Annotated in this window: 20 protein-coding genes; 8 read left to right on the forward strand and 12 right to left on the reverse strand. The window is 40.8% G+C overall.

The window, feature by feature from the left end; all coding sequences use genetic code 11:
- The first annotated feature begins 90 nt into the window (after positions 1-90).
- The 5 genes from AC4PG5_RS06920 to AC4PG5_RS06940 all read left to right on the forward strand — a co-directional run bounded on the left by AC4PG5_RS06920 (position 91) and on the right by AC4PG5_RS06940 (position 4,630).
- Entirely contained in the window at positions 91-2,580 is a 2,490-nt protein-coding gene (locus AC4PG5_RS06920; RefSeq protein ID WP_492030710.1) for an outer membrane protein assembly factor BamB family protein, read from the forward strand.
- Between the two features lie 11 nt (positions 2,581-2,591).
- On the forward strand, positions 2,592-3,380 hold the full coding sequence (locus AC4PG5_RS06925; protein WP_492028224.1) for a glycoside hydrolase family 16 protein: 789 nt from the start codon (positions 2,592-2,594) through the stop codon (positions 3,378-3,380).
- 111 nt (positions 3,381-3,491) lie between these two features.
- Positions 3,492-3,674 (forward strand): hypothetical protein, encoded by a 183-nt coding sequence (locus AC4PG5_RS06930; protein ID WP_492028225.1) that lies wholly within the window; start codon positions 3,492-3,494, stop codon positions 3,672-3,674.
- Between the two features lies 1 nt (position 3,675).
- Complete coding sequence (locus AC4PG5_RS06935; protein WP_492028226.1) at positions 3,676-4,215, forward strand: GNAT family N-acetyltransferase; 540 nt, start codon at positions 3,676-3,678, stop codon at positions 4,213-4,215.
- Positions 4,216-4,354: 139 nt separating this feature from the next.
- Positions 4,355-4,630 (forward strand): putative quinol monooxygenase, encoded by a 276-nt coding sequence (locus tag AC4PG5_RS06940; RefSeq protein WP_492028227.1) that lies wholly within the window; start codon positions 4,355-4,357, stop codon positions 4,628-4,630.
- Between the two features lie 97 nt (positions 4,631-4,727).
- Here AC4PG5_RS06940 and hisS read toward each other — a convergent pair whose 3' ends face one another.
- Both hisS and AC4PG5_RS06950 read right to left on the reverse strand, forming a co-directional pair.
- Positions 4,728-6,092, reverse strand: coding sequence for a histidine--tRNA ligase (gene hisS / locus AC4PG5_RS06945; RefSeq protein WP_492028228.1), 1,365 nt, complete (start codon positions 6,090-6,092; stop codon positions 4,728-4,730).
- 129 nt (positions 6,093-6,221) lie between these two features.
- Entirely contained in the window at positions 6,222-7,850 is a 1,629-nt protein-coding gene (locus AC4PG5_RS06950) for a DUF4955 domain-containing protein (protein WP_492028229.1), read from the reverse strand.
- Positions 7,851-8,017: 167 nt separating this feature from the next.
- Here AC4PG5_RS06950 and AC4PG5_RS06955 point away from each other — a divergent pair, with 167 nt between their 5' ends.
- Complete coding sequence (locus tag AC4PG5_RS06955) at positions 8,018-10,540, forward strand: M1 family metallopeptidase (protein ID WP_492028230.1); 2,523 nt, start codon at positions 8,018-8,020, stop codon at positions 10,538-10,540.
- Between the two features lie 546 nt (positions 10,541-11,086).
- Here the strand turns inward: AC4PG5_RS06955 and AC4PG5_RS06960 are convergent.
- The 9 genes from AC4PG5_RS06960 to cysK all read right to left on the reverse strand — a co-directional run bounded on the left by AC4PG5_RS06960 (position 11,087) and on the right by cysK (position 20,508).
- Entirely contained in the window at positions 11,087-11,767 is a 681-nt protein-coding gene (locus AC4PG5_RS06960; RefSeq protein ID WP_492028231.1) for a zinc metallopeptidase, read from the reverse strand.
- A gap of 112 nt (positions 11,768-11,879) precedes the next feature.
- A complete protein-coding gene (locus AC4PG5_RS06965) occupies positions 11,880-13,184 on the reverse strand; it encodes an alpha-L-fucosidase (protein ID WP_492028232.1) in 1,305 nt (434 codons plus the stop codon).
- Between the two features lie 74 nt (positions 13,185-13,258).
- Complete coding sequence (locus AC4PG5_RS06970) at positions 13,259-14,530, reverse strand: adenylosuccinate synthase (protein ID WP_492028233.1); 1,272 nt, start codon at positions 14,528-14,530, stop codon at positions 13,259-13,261.
- Positions 14,527-15,015: a Fur family transcriptional regulator gene (locus AC4PG5_RS06975; protein WP_492028234.1), complete on the reverse strand. Its 489-nt coding sequence runs from the start codon at positions 15,013-15,015 to the stop codon at positions 14,527-14,529. Before AC4PG5_RS06975 ends, AC4PG5_RS06970 begins: the two co-directional genes overlap by 4 nt.
- 74 nt (positions 15,016-15,089) lie before the next feature.
- Positions 15,090-15,761, reverse strand: a complete 672-nt coding sequence (locus AC4PG5_RS06980; RefSeq protein WP_492028235.1) for a DNA alkylation repair protein — start codon at positions 15,759-15,761, stop codon at positions 15,090-15,092.
- A 9-nt stretch (positions 15,762-15,770) separates the two neighbouring features.
- Positions 15,771-17,819, reverse strand: a complete 2,049-nt coding sequence (locus AC4PG5_RS06985; protein ID WP_492028236.1) for a dipeptidyl-peptidase 3 family protein — start codon at positions 17,817-17,819, stop codon at positions 15,771-15,773.
- Positions 17,820-17,918: 99 nt separating this feature from the next.
- Positions 17,919-18,380 (reverse strand): helix-turn-helix domain-containing protein, encoded by a 462-nt coding sequence (locus AC4PG5_RS06990; protein WP_492028237.1) that lies wholly within the window; start codon positions 18,378-18,380, stop codon positions 17,919-17,921.
- A 325-nt stretch (positions 18,381-18,705) separates the two neighbouring features.
- Positions 18,706-19,530, reverse strand: coding sequence for a tetratricopeptide repeat protein (locus AC4PG5_RS06995; RefSeq protein ID WP_492028238.1), 825 nt, complete (start codon positions 19,528-19,530; stop codon positions 18,706-18,708).
- A 39-nt stretch (positions 19,531-19,569) separates the two neighbouring features.
- Positions 19,570-20,508, reverse strand: a complete 939-nt coding sequence (cysK, locus tag AC4PG5_RS07000) for a cysteine synthase A (RefSeq protein WP_492028239.1) — start codon at positions 20,506-20,508, stop codon at positions 19,570-19,572.
- 89 nt (positions 20,509-20,597) lie between these two features.
- Between cysK and AC4PG5_RS07005 the strand changes: the two genes are divergently transcribed.
- Together AC4PG5_RS07005 and AC4PG5_RS07010 are read left to right on the forward strand one after the other, a co-directional pair.
- A complete protein-coding gene (locus tag AC4PG5_RS07005; RefSeq protein ID WP_492028240.1) occupies positions 20,598-22,430 on the forward strand; it encodes an LTA synthase family protein in 1,833 nt (610 codons plus the stop codon).
- Between the two features lie 17 nt (positions 22,431-22,447).
- On the forward strand, positions 22,448-23,113 hold the full coding sequence (locus AC4PG5_RS07010; protein WP_492028241.1) for a phosphatase PAP2 family protein: 666 nt from the start codon (positions 22,448-22,450) through the stop codon (positions 23,111-23,113).
- Here the strand turns inward: AC4PG5_RS07010 and AC4PG5_RS07015 are convergent.
- Positions 23,108-24,133 (reverse strand): NAD-dependent epimerase/dehydratase family protein, encoded by a 1,026-nt coding sequence (locus AC4PG5_RS07015; protein WP_492028242.1) that lies wholly within the window; start codon positions 24,131-24,133, stop codon positions 23,108-23,110. The two genes, AC4PG5_RS07010 and AC4PG5_RS07015, sit on opposite strands and share 6 nt — an antisense overlap.
- Positions 24,134-24,178: the final 45 nt, after the last annotated feature.

The raw sequence follows: 24,178 nt of genomic DNA on the forward strand, positions 1-24,178 counted from the left end.
GAGGTTGGTTGAGAGCAGATAAAAAGCGACCAACTCATTGACAAGTCATTAACAACTCCCAATAAAATCAAACACAACATGAAAAGCAACATGAAAAACGCACTCTGCTTTATCTTACTCAGCCTGCTTTGTCTAAGCGTCAAAGCACAATATCACGGAAAGGTTTTCGTCGATAGCAACCAAAATGGTCTTTACGATGTTGGAGAGAAAACATTAAAAGAGGTCCTAGTGTCGGATGGATTAAATGTCACGACCACTTCAAGTCAAGGAGAATATCTCCTAACAGGACATGCGAAAGAAAAGTTTATATTCATCACTACGCCATCCGGATATAAAACGAACAATGCTTATTACAAACGAATACAGCCCAGCGTTAACCAATACGACTTTGGAGTTCTACCTTGTAATGGAGCCGTTGAAAAAGATGGAACTCATCGGTTTATCCACCTTTCAGACACAGAAATTAGAGAAACAAGTGGACACGACGATTGGGTTTCTAATTTACGTGATTACGCCACAAACGAAAAAATGGCTTTTATTATCCACACCGGAGACATTTGTTATGTACCCGGATTAGAAAGTCACATCAAATTAATGAATACCGCCAACATGAATACACCGGTGTTCTATTGCCTCGGTAATCACGATTTGGTAGAAGGCCCTTCAGGCGAAGATCTTTTCGAGAAACTTTACGGGCCGACGTATTACTCATTCGAGGTTGGCAACATTCATTATATTGTCACTCCAATGCCTAATGGAGATCATAAGCCATCATATACTACTGAAGATATCTATCGCTGGCTAAAAAATGATTTAAGTAAAATAGGGCACAATAAGTCGATTGTTATGTTCAATCATGGCATTCTTGATCAAACAGACTTATTCCACTTCGGTATCAACTCAACAGATTATATTGATCTCAAAAAGCACCATTTGAAAGCTTGGTTATATGGACATTGGCATATCAACCATATCCTCAAACATGCAGAGTCAGGGATATATAGCATTTGCACTTCAACTCCTATAAGAGGGGGCATTGATCATGCCTCTTCCGCTTTTAGAGTGATAAAAATGGATGGAAAAGGTGATCTGAATTCAGAATTACGTTATACATATCTCGATAAATCGATTCAAATAGCCTCCATAGCCAACCTCCACTCACCGGTCTTGCCAACTCATAAAATCCCCTTATCTGTCAACACCTACTCTACGGTCAGTCCGACTACAAAGGTGAGCTACACCTGCTATTATCATGACCGGCCATTGTTTAAGGATCGATTAATGAAACAGCAAACCGATTTCAATTGGTATGCCGATTTTAGTTTACCTCTTAAATATAAAGGAAAGTCCATCACCCTATCTGTCACCGCACATTTCAACAATGGTGAGAAAGCAAAAGCAACCGAATCTTTCATCTATCAGCCGACCATCGAAGAGAAAATACAAACTGACCGCCCGTCGACCAATCTATTGGCTTCTCCAACGCATGTCAGTCTAAATAACGAGACCCTATCTCCTCCACTAAAACTCTGCTGGGTGAATAATGTCGGCTCCAATATCTACATGACTTCGCCATTAATCTACAAAGACAGAATATATGTTGCCTCAATAGACGAGAACAACAGTGGAAAGGCTGCCGTTATTTGCCTTGATGCCGCTACAGGAAAGATGGTATGGAAACACCCAACAAAAGGATCGATCAAAAACAACATCGCGTTATCGGCTGAGACGGTTTTGGCACAAGACATTTATGGCAACCTTTATGCGATGAATGCTAAAGACGGAAAATTAAAATGGGAGAAAAAGCTACATCTAAATGCCGTTCCGGCACTCAACGACGGGTTAATAGCAACCGATCATGTTGTGTATGCCGGAACCGGTCAAGGATTATGTGCAATCAATATTGATCGTGGTGAAACACTATGGACAAACCAGTCATGGAATCAGGGAGAAGGATGTACCGCCACCTTATCTCTAAACAATAACGTTTTGATTGGACATGCTCATTGGGGCGCTCTTTATGCCAATAATGCCACCAACGGTGAGCTGTTGTGGAAGCATTCTGAAAACGGACTCCGCCATCGTTCATCGTCAGCAGCCATGTTGGGATCAGTAATGTATATCCTCTCTGATCAATCGCTATTTATTATCGAATCGGCAACCGGAAACATTTTAGTCCGAAAACCATTAGGCTATAATGTCAACGTGACCTCTACCCCCTTGATCACCGACAAAGAGATCATCTTTGGCACTGCAGACAGAGGGTTAATGGCATTAGATAAAGAGACATTGACGGAAAAATGGAACTTTAAAACTCGTCCAGCCATGATTTATTCGGCACCATATGTACGCAACCCGGCCTCAACAATCGAGACGAGCCCCATACTCTGTGGAACAACAGTCTATATCGCCTCATCAGACGGATACCTTTATGGGCTCGAGCAGTCGACAGGGCGGTTACTTTGGCAATACAACACCGGTTCTCCGTGCTTCTCAACCCTCTCAACATCGGGCAATGCTCTCTTTGCTGCCGACTTTTCCGGAAATGTTTACGCATTCACCCCATCTGTTTCACACTAAATAAAGACATCATGAAAAATAAATTGACCTTACTGATTCTCCTTTTTGTCTCCGCACACCTAGTCGGCTTTACGACCATCCACAAGAATCCACGTAAATGGCGTCTGGTCTGGCAAGAAGAGTTCAACGGAAACAAACTCGATACGACAATATGGTCGCGCATCCCACGTGGAGGTGCAGACTGGAACAATTATATGGCTCTCCACGAAGAACTCGTTGAAGTCAAAGATGGCTGCGTCATCTTGAAAGCAGTCAAAAACGAATCACATCCTGAAGATACAGCAACCTATTTAACAGGAGGCATCTGGACTGTAAATAAAAAAGGATTTCAGAATGGACGGATCGAGATACGTGCTAAATTCAATAGCGCTCAAGGTTATTGGCCAGCTATTTGGATGGTCCCGGCTCCTATTCCTTATCCGTATGGAGGAGAGATTGACATCATGGAACACCTCAATCACGACCCTCATGTCTACCAAACAGCACATAGCCATTACACTATAAATCTGAAGAAAGAGGAACCCAAACGTTTCACCACGGCTACCATCGATCCGGAAGCATACAATACCTATGCCGTAGAACTCTACAACGACAGCATCGTATACTATACCAATGGACAGCGCACGCTCTGTTATCCGAAAGTGAACAACGGAAAAGATGGCCAGTTTCCTTTTGCATACGATCCGTTTTATCTCTATCTCGACTCACAGCTAGGTGGAAGTTGGGTCGGTCCTGTCGATGCCAAACAATTGCCGGTAGAGATGACTATCGATTGGGTAAGATTTTATCAGAAGGAATAGGCGATCCATAAAAAAAGATTATATTTGCATTCAAGAAGAATAACGATATATTACTTATTGAGCAACTCCATCCCTCATTAAAGCAATCCAAATCACTAAAAAAAGAAGTTTATGGCATCCAACTGTAGTCATTGTAATCTAAGAGCCAAATACGATAAAAATCCCCAATCACTTCTGGGACGATTTTGGCGTTGGCATATCAACTTTTGTCCGGGGTTCAAGGCTTACTTCACCGCACTCTCACCCGAGGAGCAGCAGCAGTTGAGAGCACAGTATCACTTCAAGAAATATTAATATGAATCCATTAGAAACAACAAGACTTTTGCTTCGTCCAATAACCGAAACAGATGCGTCTGAGATCTATGAATATAGTCATAATCCCAATGTCGGCATTCATGCCGGTTGGAAGGCTCACGAGAGTATAGAAGAGACGAAAGAGATTATGAATCAACTCTTCATCGGTCAAGATCATATCTTTGGAATTGTTTTGAAAGAAAACAACAAACTCATTGGAACCGTAGGTTTACTAAAAGATCCTCATCGCTCGAATCCTAGAGTCATGATGTTAGGCTACGCCATGTCCGAAGAACAATGGGGAAAAGGTCTAATGACCGAAGCAGCACGTGCTATAGTCGACTATAGTTTTAGAGAAGTACCAATAGACCTGCTGACTTGTACCTGCTACCCTACCAACCATCGTTCGTATCGAGTGATCGAGAAGTGCGGGTTTCGCCATGAAGGATGCCTTAGACAATGTGAAATGAGATTTGATGGAGCGATTATGGATATGGAATGTTTCTCCATCTCTCGCGAGGAATATGAAAAATCGGTCTGATTGAACAAATCGGCTTCTTTTTCTATTGTTGTATAGATAGACCCTAAAGAGGCGTTTCTATAACGACTGAAATTAGGGCTATCAATCATTAATCCGGGGTTAATTTAGAAGAAGTTAGATCCCACAAACCACTAAACACATGATTAGATTAAATGTTTTTATTCAAGCGAATGAAGGTCAACGTGCTGAATTGCTCAGTATTATTAAAGAACTCGTTGCAAAGTCATTGACCGATAAAGGATGTATTGCTTATGACGTATTCGAAAGTTCTACTCGTCCTGAGGTTCTCATGATCTGCGAAACATGGACCGATGAAGCATCTCTAGCCGAACACGAGAAAGCAGAACACTTCCTAACGTTAGTTCCGAAGATGGGTGCATTGAGTAAAACCAAAATCGAGAAGTTCGCGTTTTAAAGAAAGAACATAAATATCCCCCACTCCAGAGACCAAACTAAAAACGTTGAGTTCCGGAGTGGGGGATATTTTTATAGGATAAAGATCACCAATATGCTTAGCGACGGATGCTTTGAATCAATTCTTCAACAGTGACCAGATTCTGTTCACCAGTCTCCATATTCTTCAACATCGCCTTACCTTCGTTCATCTCATTCTCACCGACAATTGCCACAAATGGGATATTCTTTGCATTGGCATAGCTCATCTGCTTTTTCATCTTCGACGAATCGGGGAAGATCTCAGCACAAATACCTGCGGCACGTACTTCGGTCAACATGCCCATAGAAAAGGCCGCTTCTCGATCGCCAAAGTTGACGAACATCAGTTCTGTACCGTTCACCGCCTCTTTCGGATAAAGATCGAGTTGGTTGAGTACATCGAAAATACGATCGGCACCAAAAGAGATACCCACGCCCGATACCCCGGACATTCCAAACACACCGGTCAAATTGTCGTAACGACCACCGCCGGTAATGCTTCCAATCTGTACGTCGAGCGCTTTCACCTCAAAGATGGCTCCGGTATAATAGTTCAATCCTCTAGCCAAAGTCAAGTCTAACTCAATCTCATTCTTCAAGCCCATACGTTCGAGAGCTGTAAGAATAAATTCGCTCTCCTCTACCCCTTTCAAGCCAGTCTCGCTAGCTGATAAGACCTCTTTCAACGTCGCTAGTTTCTCAGCATTCGTTCCGCTCAGCAAGATGATCGGTTGTAATTTGGCTACAGCCTCATCACTGATCCCTTTCTCACGAAGTTCGGTATTAACATTTTCCAGACCAATCTTGTCTAGCTTATCGATCGCTACGGTGATATCAACAATCTTATCCGCTTCGCCAATAATCTCAGCAATACCGGTTAAGATCTTACGATTATTAATCTTAATGCAAACACGAATACCGAAACGACTAAACACCGTGTCGACAATCTGCATCAATTCCACTTCATTAAGCAACGAGTCACTTCCAACCACATCAGCATCACACTGATAGAACTCGCGATAACGTCCTTTTTGAGGACGATCGGCACGCCAAACCGGCTGAATCTGATAACGTTTGAAAGGGAAAGTAATCTCATCGCGATGCATCACCACATAACGAGCAAAAGGTACGGTTAAGTCATAACGCAACCCCTTCTCACAAAACTTACTCGCAAGTTTCACGGCATTACGGCTCAACAACTCTTCATCGGTTATACCCGAAAAATAGTCGCCTGAGTTTTGAATCTTAAACAAAAGTTTATCGCCTTCATCACCATACTTTCCCATAAGGGTTGAAAGCATCTCCATAGATGGAGTTTCGATCTGTTGGAATCCGTACAAATGGTAAACGTCACGAATGGTATTGAATATATAGTTACGTTTCGCCATCTCTACCGGCGAAAAATCCCGTGTGCCTTTGGGTATGCTTGGTTTTGCTGCCATAAGATTATTCTTTTATTAGTTCAGGGTGCAAAGTTACTGAAAATTCTCAGCTTCTGAACCGTTCCGACGACTTTTCGAAAGAGATCGGCCGATAAAAAAAGCAATTATAGTCAATTACAAAAGCGTTTATCAATAAGTCAGACCACTTTTCAACGTGGTAAGCCATGTCGGCAAACTTCCCAAACGATGTACCAGTTGTGCCTCAAACAAAGACTCCGGTTGCACTTTAACCCCGTGACTTTCATCAACAGTCACTTGCGACGGATCGAACTGAGTATCCACCCCATGTAGACCGATAAATAACGGCAAGACAAAACCTTTATAACGAGTTCCCCATAAATCGGTTACTGCAGCTTTACTGGCATTCTGCTTATAGTTCCAAAACACTAAATCGGCTAAGTGGAAAGGTGTATTTTTGACATCACCACCAACACCCTCACGAAAATATCCACCTTCGGAAGCATCGAACAATGTAGCTCTGGGTTGAGAAGCATGCATCTCGAAACAAGTATTCGACTTCATCTTCACCCGCCATACCACTGTCCCCATAGCCGGTTTCGAAACACCAACCGAATGCCATTGGCCGGCCTTATCTTCGATAGCTCCTAAAAACACGCGACTCGAGCCTTGAGAGCGAATAGCCGCATGCCCTTGATTCCCTTCGATCGTTACACTATAAACCGAAACATTGGCTGAATTGATCACCGACATGGCTTCACTAACATCGACAAATCGACAGCGACGCAACCAGGAGTTGACATTATTCTTAATATTTATCGGTTTATAGCCGCCATCGTGTAACCAACTTTGATGATGAACAAACGATTCATGGAAGTTTCCAACAAATGCAATATCTTCCACCCCATTCTCTTGGGCATACAATAACTTCGTGATGTTCCACTTATATTTACTTTCAACAGCATGCATGATCGGTTCTTTAAAAGTCACCGTGTTGCCGCTGATCGCTACAATCTGATGAATATCTCTAACCTGTACTCCTGCAATGATCTCGGTCAACGACGGATCGACAGGATACGGACTAAGTTCTTTGGCCACTAACTCCGGATTATTGTCCGATAGGGATAAAATGACCCATTGTCCCACTTTCAAGTTGCCGACGGTAGCCAATTGTACCGAGAAACTACCGCGAGGAGCATCGGCCGTCACGTCGCTCACATTCCCACTAGTATATCCCCCATCGAACAGAATCATCGACGGTGAAGCCCACATCTGTGTCAGATCTTTCGGTGGAATAGGCGTTTTCATAAACAACTCTGTTCCTCCCGCTCCTGAGCCTGCGCCACGAATGATGATGCGACTTTTAGTAATCCGAATCGATTCGTCCGGGTCTCCCTCACTCTGAAGAATAAATCGTCCTGCCGGGAAGTAAATGATACCGGAGCCATTGGCTTCTGCCGCCGCAATCGCATCAATTAGGGCTTGACGATCGGATAAGCCGTCGTTCGGAATCGCTCCGTAAGCCGTAACATCAAAAAGTGGATACGTCACGTCGGGTACAGCAGTCTCTGCATGGTGATAACCTGCAAATGAAAAGTCCAATAGTCGCGAATCTGTTTTTCCATTCTGTCTATCGGCTAGATATTCTTGCCACACTAGGGGATTCTGAGAGGTGTCGGTACGGGTGTTGTTCAACGTTGACTCATCGAGTTGCGAAATAAAATCTTTATTAGATGAGCAACCACTCATAAAGGAGAGGCCGATTAAGCCCCAAAGTAAAAATTTCTTTTGTGTTTCCATATTTATTTAGATTATAAAAATTGTATGTTACAAAAGTATACGAGTAGCGGAATATCCATCAGATGAAATCATACAGAAAAAGGACAAATTTATACAAAGCCCATTTTATATTCAGGAGATCTTTTTGTATTTTTGTGTATCAATTCATCAAAAAACGACCAACTTTTATGGGCACACGAACCGTCAGAATCCTCTTTCTTCTTTTTTGTCTACTAGAATCGACCGTGAACCTCTCGGCTCATTCAGCCTTTTACACCAAAGGCGTCTCCTTCGAGTTAGCCCAATGGCGCAAACAGACCATTAAGAATTTAAAATATGATCTTTCATTTTCCATACCCGAACAAAAAAGCCTTCCGGTCGACGGAAAAGTGACGATCTGTTTCACACTAACAGAACCGGAAGAAATCATCATTGACTTTCGTGAAAGTGCCGACAAAATGAAACAAGTTAGAGTCAACGGAAAAGTAGCTCCCTATCGTTTTGAGAACGAACATCTCATCTTGTCAAAGTCGACCGTAGCAAAAGGAGCAAATACCATTGCGATTGACTTTATAGCGGGCAACCAATCGCTTAATCGCAATGAAGATTTTCTGTATACCCTTCTGGTACCCGATCGTGCGAGAACGCTCTTTCCTTGTTTCGACCAGCCGAACCTAAAAGCCAAGTTTATCTTGAAGCTAGAAGTTCCGGAGAGCTGGAAGGCCGTTTCAAACACCGCTCAAACTCACGAGAAAATCTTAGAGAATCATCGAAAGAAGATTACTTTCGGCACCACCGAACCCCTCAGCACCTACCTTTTTTCGTTTGTTGCCGGGAAACTCGAACGTCGCGAATATCGCGAAGGCCAACAAAGCATCGCGGCTTATTATCGGGAGACCGACCCGAAAAAAGTGGCACAGCTAGACACGATCTTCAAACAAGTCATGGCTTCCTTGCGGTGGTTGGAAAACTATACCGGCATCGACTATCCCTTTGCCAAATACGACTTTATTATTCTTCCGGGATTTCAATATGGAGGTATGGAGCACACCGGTGCCACGCTTTATAACGACAATCAGATGTTTTTAAGTGAACATCCGACTCCGGATGAAGAACTCCGACGTACCTTGCTGATCGCCCATGAAACTGCACATATGTGGTTTGGCGATTTCGTCACGATGGATTGGTTTAATGATGTCTGGACCAAAGAGGTGTTCGCCAACTATTTTGCCGCTTGTATCACCGAACCCTTATTCCCAACCATCAATCATGAGTTAAACCGTTTGCGTACGTTCAATGCAGCCGCTTTATCGGAAGACCGTACCTTAGGAACAACCGCCATTCGGCAACCCTTAGACAATCTTAATCAGGCCGGACTCATCTATGGGCAGATCATTTATAACAAGGCACCGATCATGATGGCCAAGCTGGTCGAGCTCATGGGAAAGGAAGCCTTTAAAGCAGGGATTAGAGAATATCTTAAGACGTATGCTTACAGCAATGCCACATGGGATCAGCTGATTGATATCCTCGACCGTAAAACGCCAGAGGATCTGACGGCCTTTAGCGAAGTTTGGGTCAACCGAAAAGGGATGCCGACGCTCACGTTCAAAACCCAAGACGGACAATTGATCCTCACACAACACGACCGGTATCATCGGGGATTGATCTGGCCACAAACGTTTCAGGTCACGCTCTGTGGCGATCAAGAACGTACCGTAGAGGTACAGATCAAGAGCACCGAGACTCGATTGCCTTTGCCATTCGACGTCGATCATCTCATCGTGAACAGCGATGGACGTGGATATGGATTAATGATCCCGGATCAGCACAGCTTAGATTGGGTAGTCGACCATTGGACCTCGTTACCGAGTGAGACTAACCGACAAGCACAATTGATGTTGTTGTATGAAAACTATCTGAATAAGACTCTTTCAAATCGTGATCTGCTCAAAGCGTTGTATAAAGGGTTACTTCTTGAAAAGAACGCATTAATTGCATCGACCATTGTTCAACTATTCCCCTTACCATTGGAAGAGCTCGACAAAGATCAACGGGTGAAAGCTGAGGAAGAATTAATGATGCTTGCCGAGTCTCATCCTATTCCATCGTGTCAAACGCAATTGCTGCGTATGCTTACAGCCACGCATATCTCGGACAATGTGAGCCGACAATTGTACACCTTATGGAAAAATCAGAATGACAAACGTCTCAACGAGCAAGATTATATGACCTTATCTTATGAGCTTGCTTTAAGAATGCCCGATCAACAAGATGAAATAATCAGCACCCAACGAGCACGACTCACCAATCCCGATCGTTTACGTCAGTTCGATTACATCCGTCGGGCCATCCAAGCCGATCGCGCACAACAAGACGAACTCTTTTTATCCTTGATGAAGGCTGAAAACCGACGTATCGAACCGTGGACGGCTTCACTCTTATATTATTTAAACCATCCTTTACGTCAGGCACAAGCGGTGCACTATATCCAACAAGGTCTGAACGTTTTGGAAGAAGTGCAACGAACCGGCGACATCTTCTTCCCACGCAATTGGGTCAGTGCTTTACTTAGAGGCCATCGTACACCGGAAGCTTATTCGGCAGTTAAAACATTCTTAGAGACTCACCCTAACTACCCTCAACTTTTAAAGAATAAGATTTTACAAGCCAGCTATTTGCTGTATCGCGATTTTAGTACCACGCAGTGATCAATTGATCAGGATTGTATATCTACTAAGCCACAATTCAGCGACCGTCTTTGAATGGTCGATCTAATGGTTATCAGACTATTCAAGTGGTATCGGACAACCGGACTCTTATGGACTCCTTCTCCTAGAGTTGTCTTTTTGAAATTTATCTGCAACGTGCCATCAAACAAGCACTAATTTACTGATTATCAAATTCGAACAAGTGTGGCAGATCGGTGGCAGATGAGGTGGCAGATCGTCGATCTGCCACCTCATGACGATGAATTATTCCGACAACCACAAAGGGTCGATCCGACTCGTTCAAAGGCAACTTTTCTGCGTTCAAGGCAAACCTAAGAGTTTCAAGGCTTGCCACTTCAGTTTCCTCTTTTGGAAATTTATTTTCAAACGTTGGCACTCTCACTTTATCAGTACACAACTAGAGGCTCCACCGCATGAAACTTCTTTGTCTACGTATGAAACTCCCTTGCTTGCCGCATAAAAAAAAGCCATTTTACGGTAATCGAATACTCGTAAATGGCTTTCAATATGGTTTGCTATAATAAATTAGTCGCGTCTACCCATGAAAATCATAATGTAATAAACCAAAGTAGCCAATGAGCCTAACGCCGCTACCACATAAGTATAAGCAGCCGAACGCAGGGCATCTTCTGCCTGATTATGATTATAAGAATTGGTTATTCCCGAAGCACTCAACCAAACCAATGCACGCTTACTCGCATCGATCTCAACCGGAAGAGTGATAAAGCTAAATAAGGTGGTAGTTGCAAAAAGAATAATACCAATAAGCAACAACTGTGGAAAACTATTCACCATCAAGATACCTCCCAATAAAATCCAACTCATGATAGAAGAGGAGAAATTAACCACAGGCACTAAAGCACTACGCATCTTTAGAGGCGCATAAGCACGTGCATGTTGCACCGCATGTCCACATTCATGAGCGGCTACAGCAGCTGCCATAATGCTGTTACTTTCATAAACCCCTTCACTCAAATTGACCGTACGAGTCAATGGGTTGTAGTGGTCGGTCAGTTGTCCCGGAGTATGTGTGACCTGAACATCGTGAATGCCGTTATCATGAAGCATCTTCAAAGCAACGTCGCGTCCGGTCATTCCATTTCCGGTTGCAATTTTAGAATATTTCTTGAACTTGCTTTGTAGATTGGCTTGCACTAGAAAGCTGACTAATGCAATCCCAATAAATAATACCCAATATGAAACCATATTCTTTTGTTTTTAAATTTATAATCAATGATACAAATAGTTTGCCAAAAATAAAAGGAAACAACCAATAAAACGATTGTTTCCTTTCATTTTAGGAAGAATTATCTAAATCTTATTCAATTGTTAATTCTATGACGTGATCGATATCAGTCGGTACATCATTCATTTCTAACAAAATGCCCGATTTCGTCTTAACCACCCGTACCGGAGTCTGATCTTTGAAGGTTACGGCTTTCTTAACTTTTTTACCCGTTAATGGCAAGAATAAAGAGCGGTCTTTCAAATTGAGGATATGCACGTATAGCTTATTCCCTTTCATGGTCGTTACTCCCCAATCGTGCGGAGCGACCCATCCGCCGCGCGTTCCATAAATGGTTTCACCATAAATAGCCATCCACTGCCCCATCTCCTTTAAACGTTCTACCGCAGTTGCCGGCAATTCGCCATTCGGTTGCGGACCGATATTCATCAATAGATTGGCATTCTTTCCGGCAGCTTTTACTAAATAATGAATCAGTTCTTTAGACGTCTTATAGTTCTGGTCGGTGATCTTATATCCCCACATTCCATTCATCGTCTCGCAAGTTTCCAAAGGCAAATGACTAATGTCTTGTCCTGAAAAGCCGGAGGTATTCTCACCGGGCAGATCCCGTTCAAACAGTTGAAGATCTTCACCCGGATAAGGCAGATGATGGTGATTATTGGCGACTAGACATCCCGGTTGGAGTTTATGAATCAGAGCATATTGTTCGGGCAACTCCCAATCGAAGTTCGGATTCTGATCTTGATCCCACCAGCCATCAAACCAGATGGCACCAATCTTTCCATAGTTGGTCAGGAGTTCGGTCAACTGGTTGTTCATAAACTGATAATAGCTTTTCCAATTTCCCTTGGCATCCGGTCTTCCGGTTCCCCGTCCCGTACGTCCCCAAGGATAATCCTCTCTATACCAATCTAAATGAGAATAATACAAATGCAATTTAATGCCTTGTTTATCGCACTCATGAGCCAACTCTTTCAAGATATCACGCTTAAATGGCGTTGCTTTTACAATATTGTAATCAGAATATTGAGTATCGAACATCGAAAAGCCCTCGTGATGACGGGTCGTAATACAAATATATTTTGCACCCGAGGCTTTGATATCGGCCACCCATTTGGCAGCATCGAACTTTGAAGGATAAAATCCACTGGCAAGCTTGGCATACTCCTTATAATTCAGATTATGATTGGTCATCGCCCATTCACCATTGGCCAACATGCTGTATAAGCCCCAATGCAGAAAGATACCAAACTTATTGTTTTGAAAGGCTTCACGTGATTTAATATTCTCAGGCGAAGGTTGATAAGTGGTTTGGGCACTCAAAGGAAGAAGAGAACCCAGTGCGAGTAAAGCAATAATAAAGCGTTTGTTCATAATAGATAGGTGTTTTTAAAAAAAGGCGGATTCGATAAAAAACCCGCCTTTATGATTATACGTAAAAGATCTTATTATTCTTCAGTATAACGTTCGATAGTCTGTGCTCTATCGGGACCTACAGATACAATCTTAATCTGTACGCCAAGTTGTTCTTCAAGGAATGACAAATAGGCATTAAATTCTTCTGGGAATTCATCCTCATTTTGCATTTTTGTCATATCCGTTTGCCATCCCGGTAGTTCCACATAGATTGGCTCCAACGTGTCTTCAATATCATAAGGGAAGTTTTCAATTTCTTCACCATTCACCTGATAAGCCACACACGCTTTAATCGTTTCGAATGAATCGAGCACATCGCTCTTCATCATAATCAACTTAGTTACGCCATTAATCATCACTGAATATTTCAAGGCAACCAAGTCAATCCATCCACAACGACGTTTACGACCGGTTACTGAACCAAACTCGTGACCTAATGTGCAAATCTTATCGCCAGTCTCATCGAATAGTTCTGTTGGGAACGGACCGGATCCCACGCGTGTACAATAAGCTTTGAAGATTCCATAAACATCACCAATGCGATTAGGAGCCACGCCCAAACCGGTACATGCACCGGCACAAACGGTGTTTGATGAGGTTACAAATGGATATGAACCAAAGTCCACATCAAGCATTGTTCCTTGAGCACCTTCGCATAGAACACTCTTATCGTTATTCAAAAGTCCATTGATTTCATGCTCGCTGTCCACAAACCGGAATTGCTTCAGATATTCTACACCTTCCATCCAAGCTTGTTCCAACTCAGTCAAGTCATATTCGAAGTTCAAACTTTTAAGGATTTGTTCGTGACGTGCCTTAGCTGCTGCATATTTCTGATCGAATTGATGTAAGAGATCTCCAACACGAAGTCCGTTACGGCTCACCTTATCGGTATAAGTCGGGCCAATACCTTTTCCTGTTGTACCCACTTTTGCATCTCCCTTAGCGGCTTCATAAGCGGCATCGAGCAAGCGGTGAGTCGGAAGGATCAAATGAGCTTTCTTTGAAATATGAAGTCTATCTTTCAATGGATGTCCGGATGCTTCCAAAGATTCTGCTTCAGCCTTGAATAAAGCTGGATCAAGCACCACGCCATTACCAATAATATTGACTTTATCTCCTTGGAAAATTCCCGAAGGTATAGAACGAAGCACATATTTTTGCCCTTCAAACTCTAAAGTGTGACCTGCATTTGGACCACCCTGAAAACGAGCGATCACATCATATTGAGGGGTTAATACATCGACAACTTTACCTTTACCTTCGTCGCCCCATTGTAATCCTAATAGAACATCTACTTTCATTTTTCTTTCTTATTGATATTGTTTTTTTTCTTCCGCTTATTTACCCTCTGACACTTGCTACAAATGCCATATAAATAGAGAGAGTAATGAGAAAGCTGGAAACGGCTTAATTTAGAATCTTCAATCACTTGCTGCAGCTCTAAATCCTGAAATTCGGTCACTGCACCACATTGAGTACAAATCTGATGATGGTGGGTCTCACGATTATACGATTTTTCATATTGCGAAGAACTGGAAAATTGATGTTTAATCACCAGATGAGCATTAATAAGCAACACAATCGTATTATAAAGTGTAGCACGACTCACTCTGAATTTTTCACATTCCATCATCCGTGAATAAAGTGAATCGATATCAAAATGACCGTCAATAGAATAAATCGTATCTAGTATCGCAAAACGCTCGGGAGTCTTACGATGTCCGTTCGCGTTGAGATATTCTGTGAATATCTGCCGTACCGTATCTTTCACATTTTCAGCTTTCATTATCACACAAAATTTGCGTGAACAAAGTTAACTGTTTTTTGCGGAAAGTAAGCCATAAATAGTTATTTTTTGAATCATAACGCATAAGCGTCAGATTCCTCTTTAACGACATTGTATAAGATGGCTTCTGCTTCTTTCGTCGATTCAAACAAATGCTCAACTAAACGGCACACTTGAAAAGCATGTTCTTGGCTATGTTGCATATACTTCTTTATAACGAGCAAAGCCGCATGACGGACATTATACCCCTCGGAACAAGCTGCGCAAAGCGCTTGATCGATCAATTCTCCGGAAGCACGTTCGGTCATATCGCCCTTCTGTGCTAACAGGCGAGCTGCAGTTAAGAACCCGCAAGTTTGCACAAACTCACGCTCATCGGCAATCCAATGAAACGATTTAGCCGGTGCATAAGGCAAGTGTTGAAACAAAGACATACAAGTCAGCTCGGCGATCTCTATATTATCAATACTTTCCACCCAGATATCTGCGATTTCAGGATAAAACGTATCGATAGGCTGAAGCATCCCGGCTAAGATCTTACACTCTCTAATATTTTCTTTCCATAAAGCCTGTGCCAAATCATGATTCTTCTCATATTTTGCAGCAATGCTTTTTATGCGTGGCAATTCGACACCAAAGTTTAATTTATACTTCAGTCCACGCTCACGCATACTTTGAGACACAACTCCGTTCATTGATAAACGGAGTTGTGTCTTTATTTCTTTTAATACTTCATTAATATCCATCAAAAGATTTTAATTATTGACAGAAGGTAGTGGAGAATAATCTTTGCTGTAACGCAACATCTGTTCTGCATAACCTTCTTCATAAGTGACTTTAACATCGGTAACATGACCTTGTTCGTCTGTTACCAGCTCATACTTCGGATTAACAAAACCTTTATATGGAGCTAAGTTTAGTTTTTTATACCGGTCAAGAATCTCAGTATGAAGTACCGGATCAACCTTAACCGCATATGCCTCAACCAATTCGCGGGCAGCTTTAAAATCGCCAGTCGATTTGATGCGTTGAATCTCAGCAAGTAATTGTCCAAACAAGTCCCGTAGTTTTTGATAATCGTTAATCACCACATACGTTTTGTTTTCCTTCTTCACCAACTCAACAACACGATCGGCAGCACCTTTCTCGAAGACCCAACGAGCAATAAGTTGACGATTACGCATGTGCGCTTCTTCGACATTGCTTCCCGGCTGAATACGTACTAATTGAGTCATTAAGCCATTCATAAGGAAAGTGTAATACTCAGCCTTATAAGCCTCTTCACTCGGTAAGAGTTTCAACTCAACCAATTTAGGATCCGCCATATAATATAAGCCAAACAAATCGGCACGTGCTTCTTCGATAGTGGATCCATAGGCTTTCAAGGCATCCGGATCAACTCCAGGTAAAAGTTTTCCAGAACCATGTCCTAGACATTCGTGCAAGTCGGTATGTAAATCACCGGTCAAATCTCCGTATGTCTCTATCAGTTTTTTCTCGGTATCGCTATAGACAAACTCTTCAGAGAAACCATTGCCATGAGACGCTTTATTATAAGCATCGGTAATATTGCCAATGGTCACCGATTTCGAGCCATGATGAGCGCGAATCCAGTTTGCATTTGGTAAGTTGATTCCTATCGCTGTTGCCGGATAAAGATCTCCTGCCAAAATAGCGGTTGTAATCACTTTAGCCGAAACCCCTTTTACAGTCTCCTTCTTGAACGATTTATCAACCGGAGAATGGTCTTCAAACCATTGTGCATTACGACTAATGAGTTCGGTCCGACGAGTTGCTTCAATGTCTTTGAAGTTAACCAATGATTCCCAGCTTGCTTTCATTCCTAATGGATCGCCATATGTTTCCGTAAATCCATTAACGAAGTCAATTCGTGAATCTAAATCTTTAACCCAAAGAATAGCATACTCATCAAAATCCTTTAAATCGCCCGTTTCGTAAAACTTAATAAGCTGAGCAATCACCGCTTTTTGAGCTTCATTCTCAGCAACATCTTGCGCTTTCTTTAACCAATAAACGATCTTTTCAATAGCAGGTGAATAAAGTCCGCCAACCTTCCAAGCTAATTCCTGAAGTTTACCATCCTTTTTCACTAAACGGCTATTTAATCCATAAGAGATTGGCGTCTCATCTTTCGGATCTTTCATCGATGCATAATAACGTTCGGCTTCGTCTTGAGTGACTCCATCATAATAATTAGACGCTGAAGTTAAAATAAGATCTTCTCCATCAGCCTGATTAACGCGTTTAGGCATAATCTTTGCGTCAAAGATGATTGGGAAAAGCTCATCACATAACTGCTCAACCGTTTGTCCTTCTGCTAAAGGCAATTTTGAAGAGTCAACCGAAGCAACAGCCTCTTTCAAGAAACTTTCTGAAAATTCAGGAATAAACTTCTCCGCACCATAATGATGGTGAATGCCATTAGAGAACCATACTCGTTTAAGGTAAATCTCCATATTCTTAAAATCGGATGATTCCTTATTTCCGTTATAACTCGTATACACAGTTTCCAGCAAACGTCTAATGCGCAAATTATACTTGCCATTTTGATCGAATAGGATGTCGCGTCCCTCAAGTGCAGCCTGCGTTAAATAATAAATCAATTCTTTTTGTTTAAGCGATAATTCCTCGAATCCGGGCACCTTGTATCGCAAAATCTGTAAATCAGCAAATCGTTCCACTTTGTAATCAAATTTTTCTGTTTCCACAGTTGTTTTTTTAGCTCCGCCGCAAGAAGTCAGAAGTGTTGCAGCCAAAGCCATTGAATAAAAATGCAATTTCATAAAAAAAGATTTAGAGTTTATAAAATTTAAAAGGAATTATCCCCAAATTTTAACCATTTAGAGGTAATTCCTTTACTGTTCAATACAAAAATGCAAATCTTACTTATTCTCAGAATGTTTCTTACGATAACCATTAGGAGTTTCACCTACATTCTTGTAGAATGCGGCATAAAAAGATTGACGATTTGCAAATCCGACCATTGCGCTAATTTCTTCTACATTCTTGTCAGCATATCTCTTATCAGTCAATAAATGCAAAGCTTCTTTCACTCTGTATTCGTTTAACAAACAAGAATAATTCATGCCAAAACGAGAATTAACTACTGCTGATAAGTAACGAGTATTAGTCTTTAGCTCTTTTGCTAAATCCTTAGCAGAATAATCAGGATCTTTGTATTTCTTCTGAACGACAACGATGTTTAGAATTTTGTCATACAATTCATCTGCCAATTCAGGTCTAATCAAAGATCTGTACGCTGCTTTTTTCTCCTTCTTTTCCCTCAAATTATAAGGGCGCTTTTGTGGAGCTTCTTCTGTTTTTTTGTTTTCTAAATCACTCATCTGGATTAACTGGTTAGGGTTTGTTTATTAATTTAAATTGTATCAATACAACGTTACATGTTACAAATTTCTTATATTTTTTTCAAATACGCAACTTTTTTCTGTGTATTTTAATAAAAAAACAAATGAAGAAACAAAAAAGTGCGTTAAGAATCAAATCAATAAGAAACTTTAACAATTCGACTAGGCTTCATAGAAAATTGTAAGCAATAACCTCTAAAAGTCGATTAAATAAAACAATACAGCCCCAAAAAGAGACTAACATTTCGGGGTAATATTTATCAGGAATAGAAGGAAAAAGTAACTAAATCGGATCTTTAATAAACTACTTACATTTTTCAAGTTGTTGATACAATTCTGTCGCCGAAACGCCCAATTTAAGGGCTTTTTCGAAGTCTGATTTTGCTAAAACTTTTTTATTTTGGTTTAAATATACAGTTCCACGTAATAGATATGCATCCACAAGATCTTTATCTAACTTAATAGCCTCATCCAAATCAATCAAAGCCAAATCAGCATGCCCCATATCTTTTTCAATATCCGCACGCACAACATAAAGAGGAGCATCATTCAAATTAGAATTAATAATCAAATTTATTCCATCAATAGCTTCTTTGAATTTTCCTTCTTTCTGTAGAAGAGTAACCAACCCTAGTCTACCATTATAATGCAACGGATTTGTAGTTAGAAGTGTACTATAATCGATACGAGCAGCTAAGTAATCCCGGCGAGTAACATAGATATAAGCTCGCATTAACAGCGCCTCTTCATTTTTTTTGTCCTTATCCAATACCTGACAATAATCAAGATAGGCGTGATCGCTTTTTCCTATCGTCATATACAAAGAAGCACGATCGAGCAAGATCGGAATGGCAAATGGAGATAAATTAAGAGCATATGAATAGGACTCGATAGCCTTATCATAACTGCCCATCTCACGTTGAACAAGTCCTAAATTGGAGAATAATAAAACATTATGAACATTTTGTGGTTCCAATTTTAACGCTTCAATCAAAAGACGTTCCGCTTGAGCAAAACTATCTTTCTGAATGTAATCCACAGCCTTGTTCGATAACTCAACATAAGACTGGGCAGATACCGTCAAGGAACAACAGCATGCAAAAACGAATCCTATTTTCTTTAATAACATATACCTTTTAAATCTTATTATACACCTATAAATTAAGAATCAATCATCGAAAGAAAAAAGTGACGTAGAGAGATAACGTTCACCAGTATCCGGAAGTAAAACAACAATCTTTTTGTCCTTATAGCCGTCTTTCTGAGCAAGCATTCGCGCCGCATAAACTGCTGCTCCGGAAGATATTCCAACAAGTAAGCCTTCATTAAGAGCCAACTCCCGAGTGGTCAAAAGAGCCTCTTCATCAGAAACACTTACGACCTCATCAACCACAGACTCATCATAAATCTTAGGTATAAAATTAGCTCCAATGCCTTGAATGGCATGCAACCCGGGCTTTCCGCCCGTAAGTACAGGAGAAGATGCCGGTTGAACTGCTATCACGTGAATATCCGAAGAATGATTTTTCAATGCGATTCCGACACCGGACACCGTACCTCCTGTGCCAACACCTGCAATAAAAGCATCAACAAGGCCATCGGTGTCTTCCCAAATTTCTTCTCCGGTTGTTTTCTCATGGACGTGTACGTTCGACGGATTCTCAAACTGCTGAAGGATGACTGACCCGGGAATGGCTTTTTTCAATTCTTCCGCCTTCGTAATAGAAGCAGCCATCCCTCCAATGCCACTTGTAAGTACGACTTCGGCTCCTAAAGCTTTTAATAAATTTCTACGTTCCACACTCATCGTTTCAGGCATAGTCAGTATTAAATGATAACCTTTAATAGCCGCAACCATGGCCAAGCCTACCCCCGTATTTCCACTTGTAGGTTCAATGATAGTAGCACCCGGGCTTAATATTTTTTTAGATTCAGCATCTTCAATCATTGCTAATGCAACACGATCCTTCACGCTTCCCCCTGGATTAACGGATTCTATTTTAGCAATAATCGGTCTAGACAACTGATATTTATCACTGTATTTCGAGAGTTCAACCAGCGGAGTTTTGCCGATTAAATCAATCAAATTCTTCTTTATTTTAGTCATAATAGTCTACCTTTTGCAATATGAATAGACAAAGATAAAGAAAAGAATTGTATCTTTGTACCATTCAATCTTTTAACTACACAAACAACATGAAGAAAAGATTAATATTATTTGTAACGACATATCTGCTATTTCTTGCTATTTTCATATTCCAAAAACCGTTGTTCATGCTTTACTATCATGAACTATATGAAAAGACATCAGCATTCGATTTTATAAAGGTCATGTATCATGGCCTCCCGCTCGATTTATCACTAGCCGGCTATTTTACAATTATCCCCGGTTTATTTATCCTAGCTTCGGCATGGAGTCAATCGAATAATCTGGCAAAAGGGGCGTACTTTTATTTTAATATAGCCTCACTCTTAATCGCCTTCATCTTTATTATAGATCTCGGGTTATACGGATTTTGGGGATTTCGATTAGACTCGACCCCACTCTTCTATTTCTTTTCTTCTCCTAAAGATGCTTTGGCAAGCGTCAGCTATTGGTTTATCATCAAAGGTGTATTAGCCATAATAGCTTATGGAATTTTACTCAGTCTCTTTTTTAAGAAACTCATCATCAAATCAAAGATCACCCTCAAAATACCTTATAAGAGATTAAGTATTTCCGGAGGGATTCTACTCTGTATCGGCTTACTTTTTATTCCTATACGTGGGGGATTCTCGGTCTCAACCATGAACTTGAGTAAAGTCTACTTCAGTCAAGATCAGCGCATGAATCATGCTGCTATAAATCCGATATTCAGCCTCATGTATTCTATGACTCATCAGGGGAATTTCGATAAACAATACCGTTTTATGGAAGTTCAAAAGGCCGATCGTTTATTTAATGAATTGGTAGAGCAGCCAACGACAGATAGTATTCCACAGTTAATCAAGACCCAAAGGCCTAATATTTATTTCATCATATTAGAAAGTTTTTCAACACATATCATGGCTTCTATGGGTGGGGTACCCGACGTTGCTATCAATATGGATAAATTTGGCAAAGAAGGCATCCTCTTTACAAATTTCTATGCAAACAGTTTTCGCACAGATAGAGGTTTAGTCTCTATCATTAGTGGTTACCCCGCACAACCGACCACTAGCATCATGAAGTATCCTGAGAAGACCGAAAACTTACCATCCATTCCATCTAGTTTAAAGAATGCCGGATATGATCTTCAATATTATTATGGGGGAGATGCTGATTTCACAAATATGAGATCGTATCTCGTATCATCAGGGTTTGAGAAGATCATTTCTGATAAAGATTTTCCATTGTCACAACGTACAAGCAAGTGGGGAGTACACGATGAACATCTCTTCAATTATGTCTTAAAGGATTCCCAAAACAAGAAATTGAAAGAGCCTTTCCTTAGTATGATTCAAACGTCAAGTAGCCATGAGCCGTTTGACGTTCCCTATCATAAGCTTAACGACAATATTTTAAATGCTTTTTCATATACAGATAAATGCCTAGGCGATTTCATTAATCAACTCAAAAAAAGCCCAAGTTGGGATCATACATTAATTGTGCTTGTACCCGATCATCAAGGGGCTTACCCCTGTTCTGCAGACAATCAAAAAATTGAAAATCATACGATACCTTTGATCTTTATGGGAGGAGCAATCAAAGCCCCTCATCAAATAGATACTTATGGATCACAAATAGACATTGCAGCAACCTTATTGCAACAATTGGGGATATCTCATCAGGAGTTTAAATTTAGCAAAAACATATTTAACCCTAATTCTCCACATTTCGGATATTTCACCGTTCCAAATGCATTTGGAATGATTACTCCCGAGAACAAACTTGTATTTAATTGTGAGTCCAATCGTATACAAACAGACGAAGGTCCTAACAAAGGTGCTAATTTAGAGAAAGGACAAGCCTTCTTGCAGAAATTGTATGATGATTTAGCTAAACGATAACTAATATTTTACCAGAAATGACAGATTTAATCAAAACAATAGCCGACTTTGACACCAGTGTATTCCTCTTTTTCAATGGGATCCACTCACCTTTTTGGGATTATTTTATGACTGCTTTCACCGGTAAGATTATTTGGGTTCCAATGTATGCCAGCATTTTATATGTATTACTAAAAAGCACAAATTGGAAAGTGGCTTTAGCTTATGTTTTAGCGATCGGGCTCACCATAACTTTTGCAGACCAAGTTTGTAGTTCGGCGATTCGTCCATTTGTTGAACGCTTACGCCCATCCAATCCCGACAGTCCGATTGCAGATCTTGTCTATATTGTTAATGGTCGTCGTGGGGGTGCATACGGCTTTCCCTCTTGTCATGCTGCAAACTCGTTTGGATTAGCCACCATACTCATACTTTTAATAAAGAAACGTAAACTTAGTCTGTTTATTTTATGCTGGGCTTTTCTAAACTCTTATACTCGCTTATACCTAGGTTTACACTATCCCGGAGATTTAGTAGTCGGTGGCATTGTCGGAAGCACAGGAGCCTTTCTTATATACTATCTATTACGTCAATTCAAAATTTATCAACCAATAGACACTAAGAACCATTACGTATACACCATCTATATCGGATTAATAACAGTTTTAGGAATAATTATTTATTCTACAGTTCAAAGTCTATAAGTTAGAGGACGACTTTTTATAGTATTCTATAAACCAATTATAGAAGTGCTGAATACCATCTTCAATAGAAACAGAAGGAGTGTATCCAAAATCTTGTTGCAAGAGATGCGTATCTGCATAGGTACAAAGAACATCACCTGGTTGCATATCCACCATTTCTTTTTGTGCACTCTTACGTGATATACGCTCAATAATTGAAATAAAATCCATTAAAGAGACAGGCGAAGAATGACCAATATTATAAATCTGATAGGGATTTGACTTTTCTGATGGCTTTTCTAAAATAGCAACAACACCTTTAATGATATCATCTATATAAGTAAAGTCCCGACTCAAGTTACCATGGTTAAAAACCTTAATCGGTTCATCATTAAGTATCGCTTTTAGAAACAAGAAAGGCGCCATATCTGGCCGTCCCCATGGTCCGTATACCGTAAAAAAGCGAACACCGGTTGTGGGTAATCCGTACAAATGGCTATATACATGTGCCATAAGTTCATTCGATTTCTTAGTCGCAGCATACAAACTAACCGGCGTATCAGTCTGATCGGATTCCGAATAAGGGACATGCTCATCTAAGCCATAAATGCTACTTGAACTTGCATAAACAAGATGAGAGATGGAGTGATGGCGACAGTTCTCCAAAATATTCAGAAAACCAACAACATTAGAATCAATATAGGCATAGGGATTTTCTATAGAGTATCGAACCCCGGCTTGAGCTGCCAAGTTGATAACAGCATCGAAACACTCATTTACAAACAAAGACGCTAACCCCTCTCTATCAATCAGGTCTAACTTTACAAAATGGAATTTGGCATGTAAAAGACTAGAGATTTTCACTCCATCGCTAATTCTGTTATGATCAATTCCAAGCTCATTTAAGCGATCGAATTTTAAAGAGACGTCGTAATATGAATTAAGACAATCTAACCCAACGACATCATACCCCTTCTCTATTAATGCTTTAACAGTGTGTAATCCTATAAAACCAGCTGCGCCGGTAACTAATACTTTCATTTAATCAAATTTATATCTTTTAAAAAGAGCGTAAAACGCAAACCA

This window comes from Bacteroides sp. QWL-09 (genome assembly GCF_058683585.1).

Excerpts from the sequence above, each read along its gene's own strand:
- AC4PG5_RS06995 (WP_492028238.1), bottom strand. The coding sequence starts at position 19,530 with ATGTTATTAAAGAAAATAGGATTCGTTTTTGCATGCTGTTGTTCCTTG.
- AC4PG5_RS06955 (WP_492028230.1), top strand. The coding sequence starts at position 8,018 with ATGGGCACACGAACCGTCAGAATCCTCTTTCTTCTTTTTTGTCTACTA.
- AC4PG5_RS06935 (WP_492028226.1), top strand. The coding sequence starts at position 3,676 with ATGAATCCATTAGAAACAACAAGACTTTTGCTTCGTCCAATAACCGAA.
- AC4PG5_RS06975 (WP_492028234.1), bottom strand. The coding sequence starts at position 15,015 with ATGAAAGCTGAAAATGTGAAAGATACGGTACGGCAGATATTCACAGAA.
- AC4PG5_RS06925 (WP_492028224.1), top strand. The coding sequence starts at position 2,592 with ATGAAAAATAAATTGACCTTACTGATTCTCCTTTTTGTCTCCGCACAC.
- AC4PG5_RS06920 (WP_492030710.1), top strand. The coding sequence starts at position 91 with ATGAAAAACGCACTCTGCTTTATCTTACTCAGCCTGCTTTGTCTAAGC.
- AC4PG5_RS06970 (WP_492028233.1), bottom strand. The coding sequence starts at position 14,530 with ATGAAAGTAGATGTTCTATTAGGATTACAATGGGGCGACGAAGGTAAA.
- hisS (WP_492028228.1), bottom strand. The coding sequence starts at position 6,092 with ATGGCAGCAAAACCAAGCATACCCAAAGGCACACGGGATTTTTCGCCG.
- AC4PG5_RS07005 (WP_492028240.1), top strand. The coding sequence starts at position 20,598 with ATGAAGAAAAGATTAATATTATTTGTAACGACATATCTGCTATTTCTT.
- cysK (WP_492028239.1), bottom strand. The coding sequence starts at position 20,508 with ATGACTAAAATAAAGAAGAATTTGATTGATTTAATCGGCAAAACTCCG.
- AC4PG5_RS06990 (WP_492028237.1), bottom strand. The coding sequence starts at position 18,380 with ATGAGTGATTTAGAAAACAAAAAAACAGAAGAAGCTCCACAAAAGCGC.
- AC4PG5_RS06965 (WP_492028232.1), bottom strand. The coding sequence starts at position 13,184 with ATGAACAAACGCTTTATTATTGCTTTACTCGCACTGGGTTCTCTTCTT.
- AC4PG5_RS06960 (WP_492028231.1), bottom strand. The coding sequence starts at position 11,767 with ATGGTTTCATATTGGGTATTATTTATTGGGATTGCATTAGTCAGCTTT.
- AC4PG5_RS06930 (WP_492028225.1), top strand. The coding sequence starts at position 3,492 with ATGGCATCCAACTGTAGTCATTGTAATCTAAGAGCCAAATACGATAAA.
- AC4PG5_RS06985 (WP_492028236.1), bottom strand. The coding sequence starts at position 17,819 with ATGAAATTGCATTTTTATTCAATGGCTTTGGCTGCAACACTTCTGACT.
- AC4PG5_RS07010 (WP_492028241.1), top strand. The coding sequence starts at position 22,448 with ATGACAGATTTAATCAAAACAATAGCCGACTTTGACACCAGTGTATTC.
- AC4PG5_RS07015 (WP_492028242.1), bottom strand. The coding sequence starts at position 24,133 with ATGAAAGTATTAGTTACCGGCGCAGCTGGTTTTATAGGATTACACACT.
- AC4PG5_RS06980 (WP_492028235.1), bottom strand. The coding sequence starts at position 15,761 with ATGGATATTAATGAAGTATTAAAAGAAATAAAGACACAACTCCGTTTA.
- AC4PG5_RS06940 (WP_492028227.1), top strand. The coding sequence starts at position 4,355 with ATGATTAGATTAAATGTTTTTATTCAAGCGAATGAAGGTCAACGTGCT.
- AC4PG5_RS06950 (WP_492028229.1), bottom strand. The coding sequence starts at position 7,850 with ATGGAAACACAAAAGAAATTTTTACTTTGGGGCTTAATCGGCCTCTCC.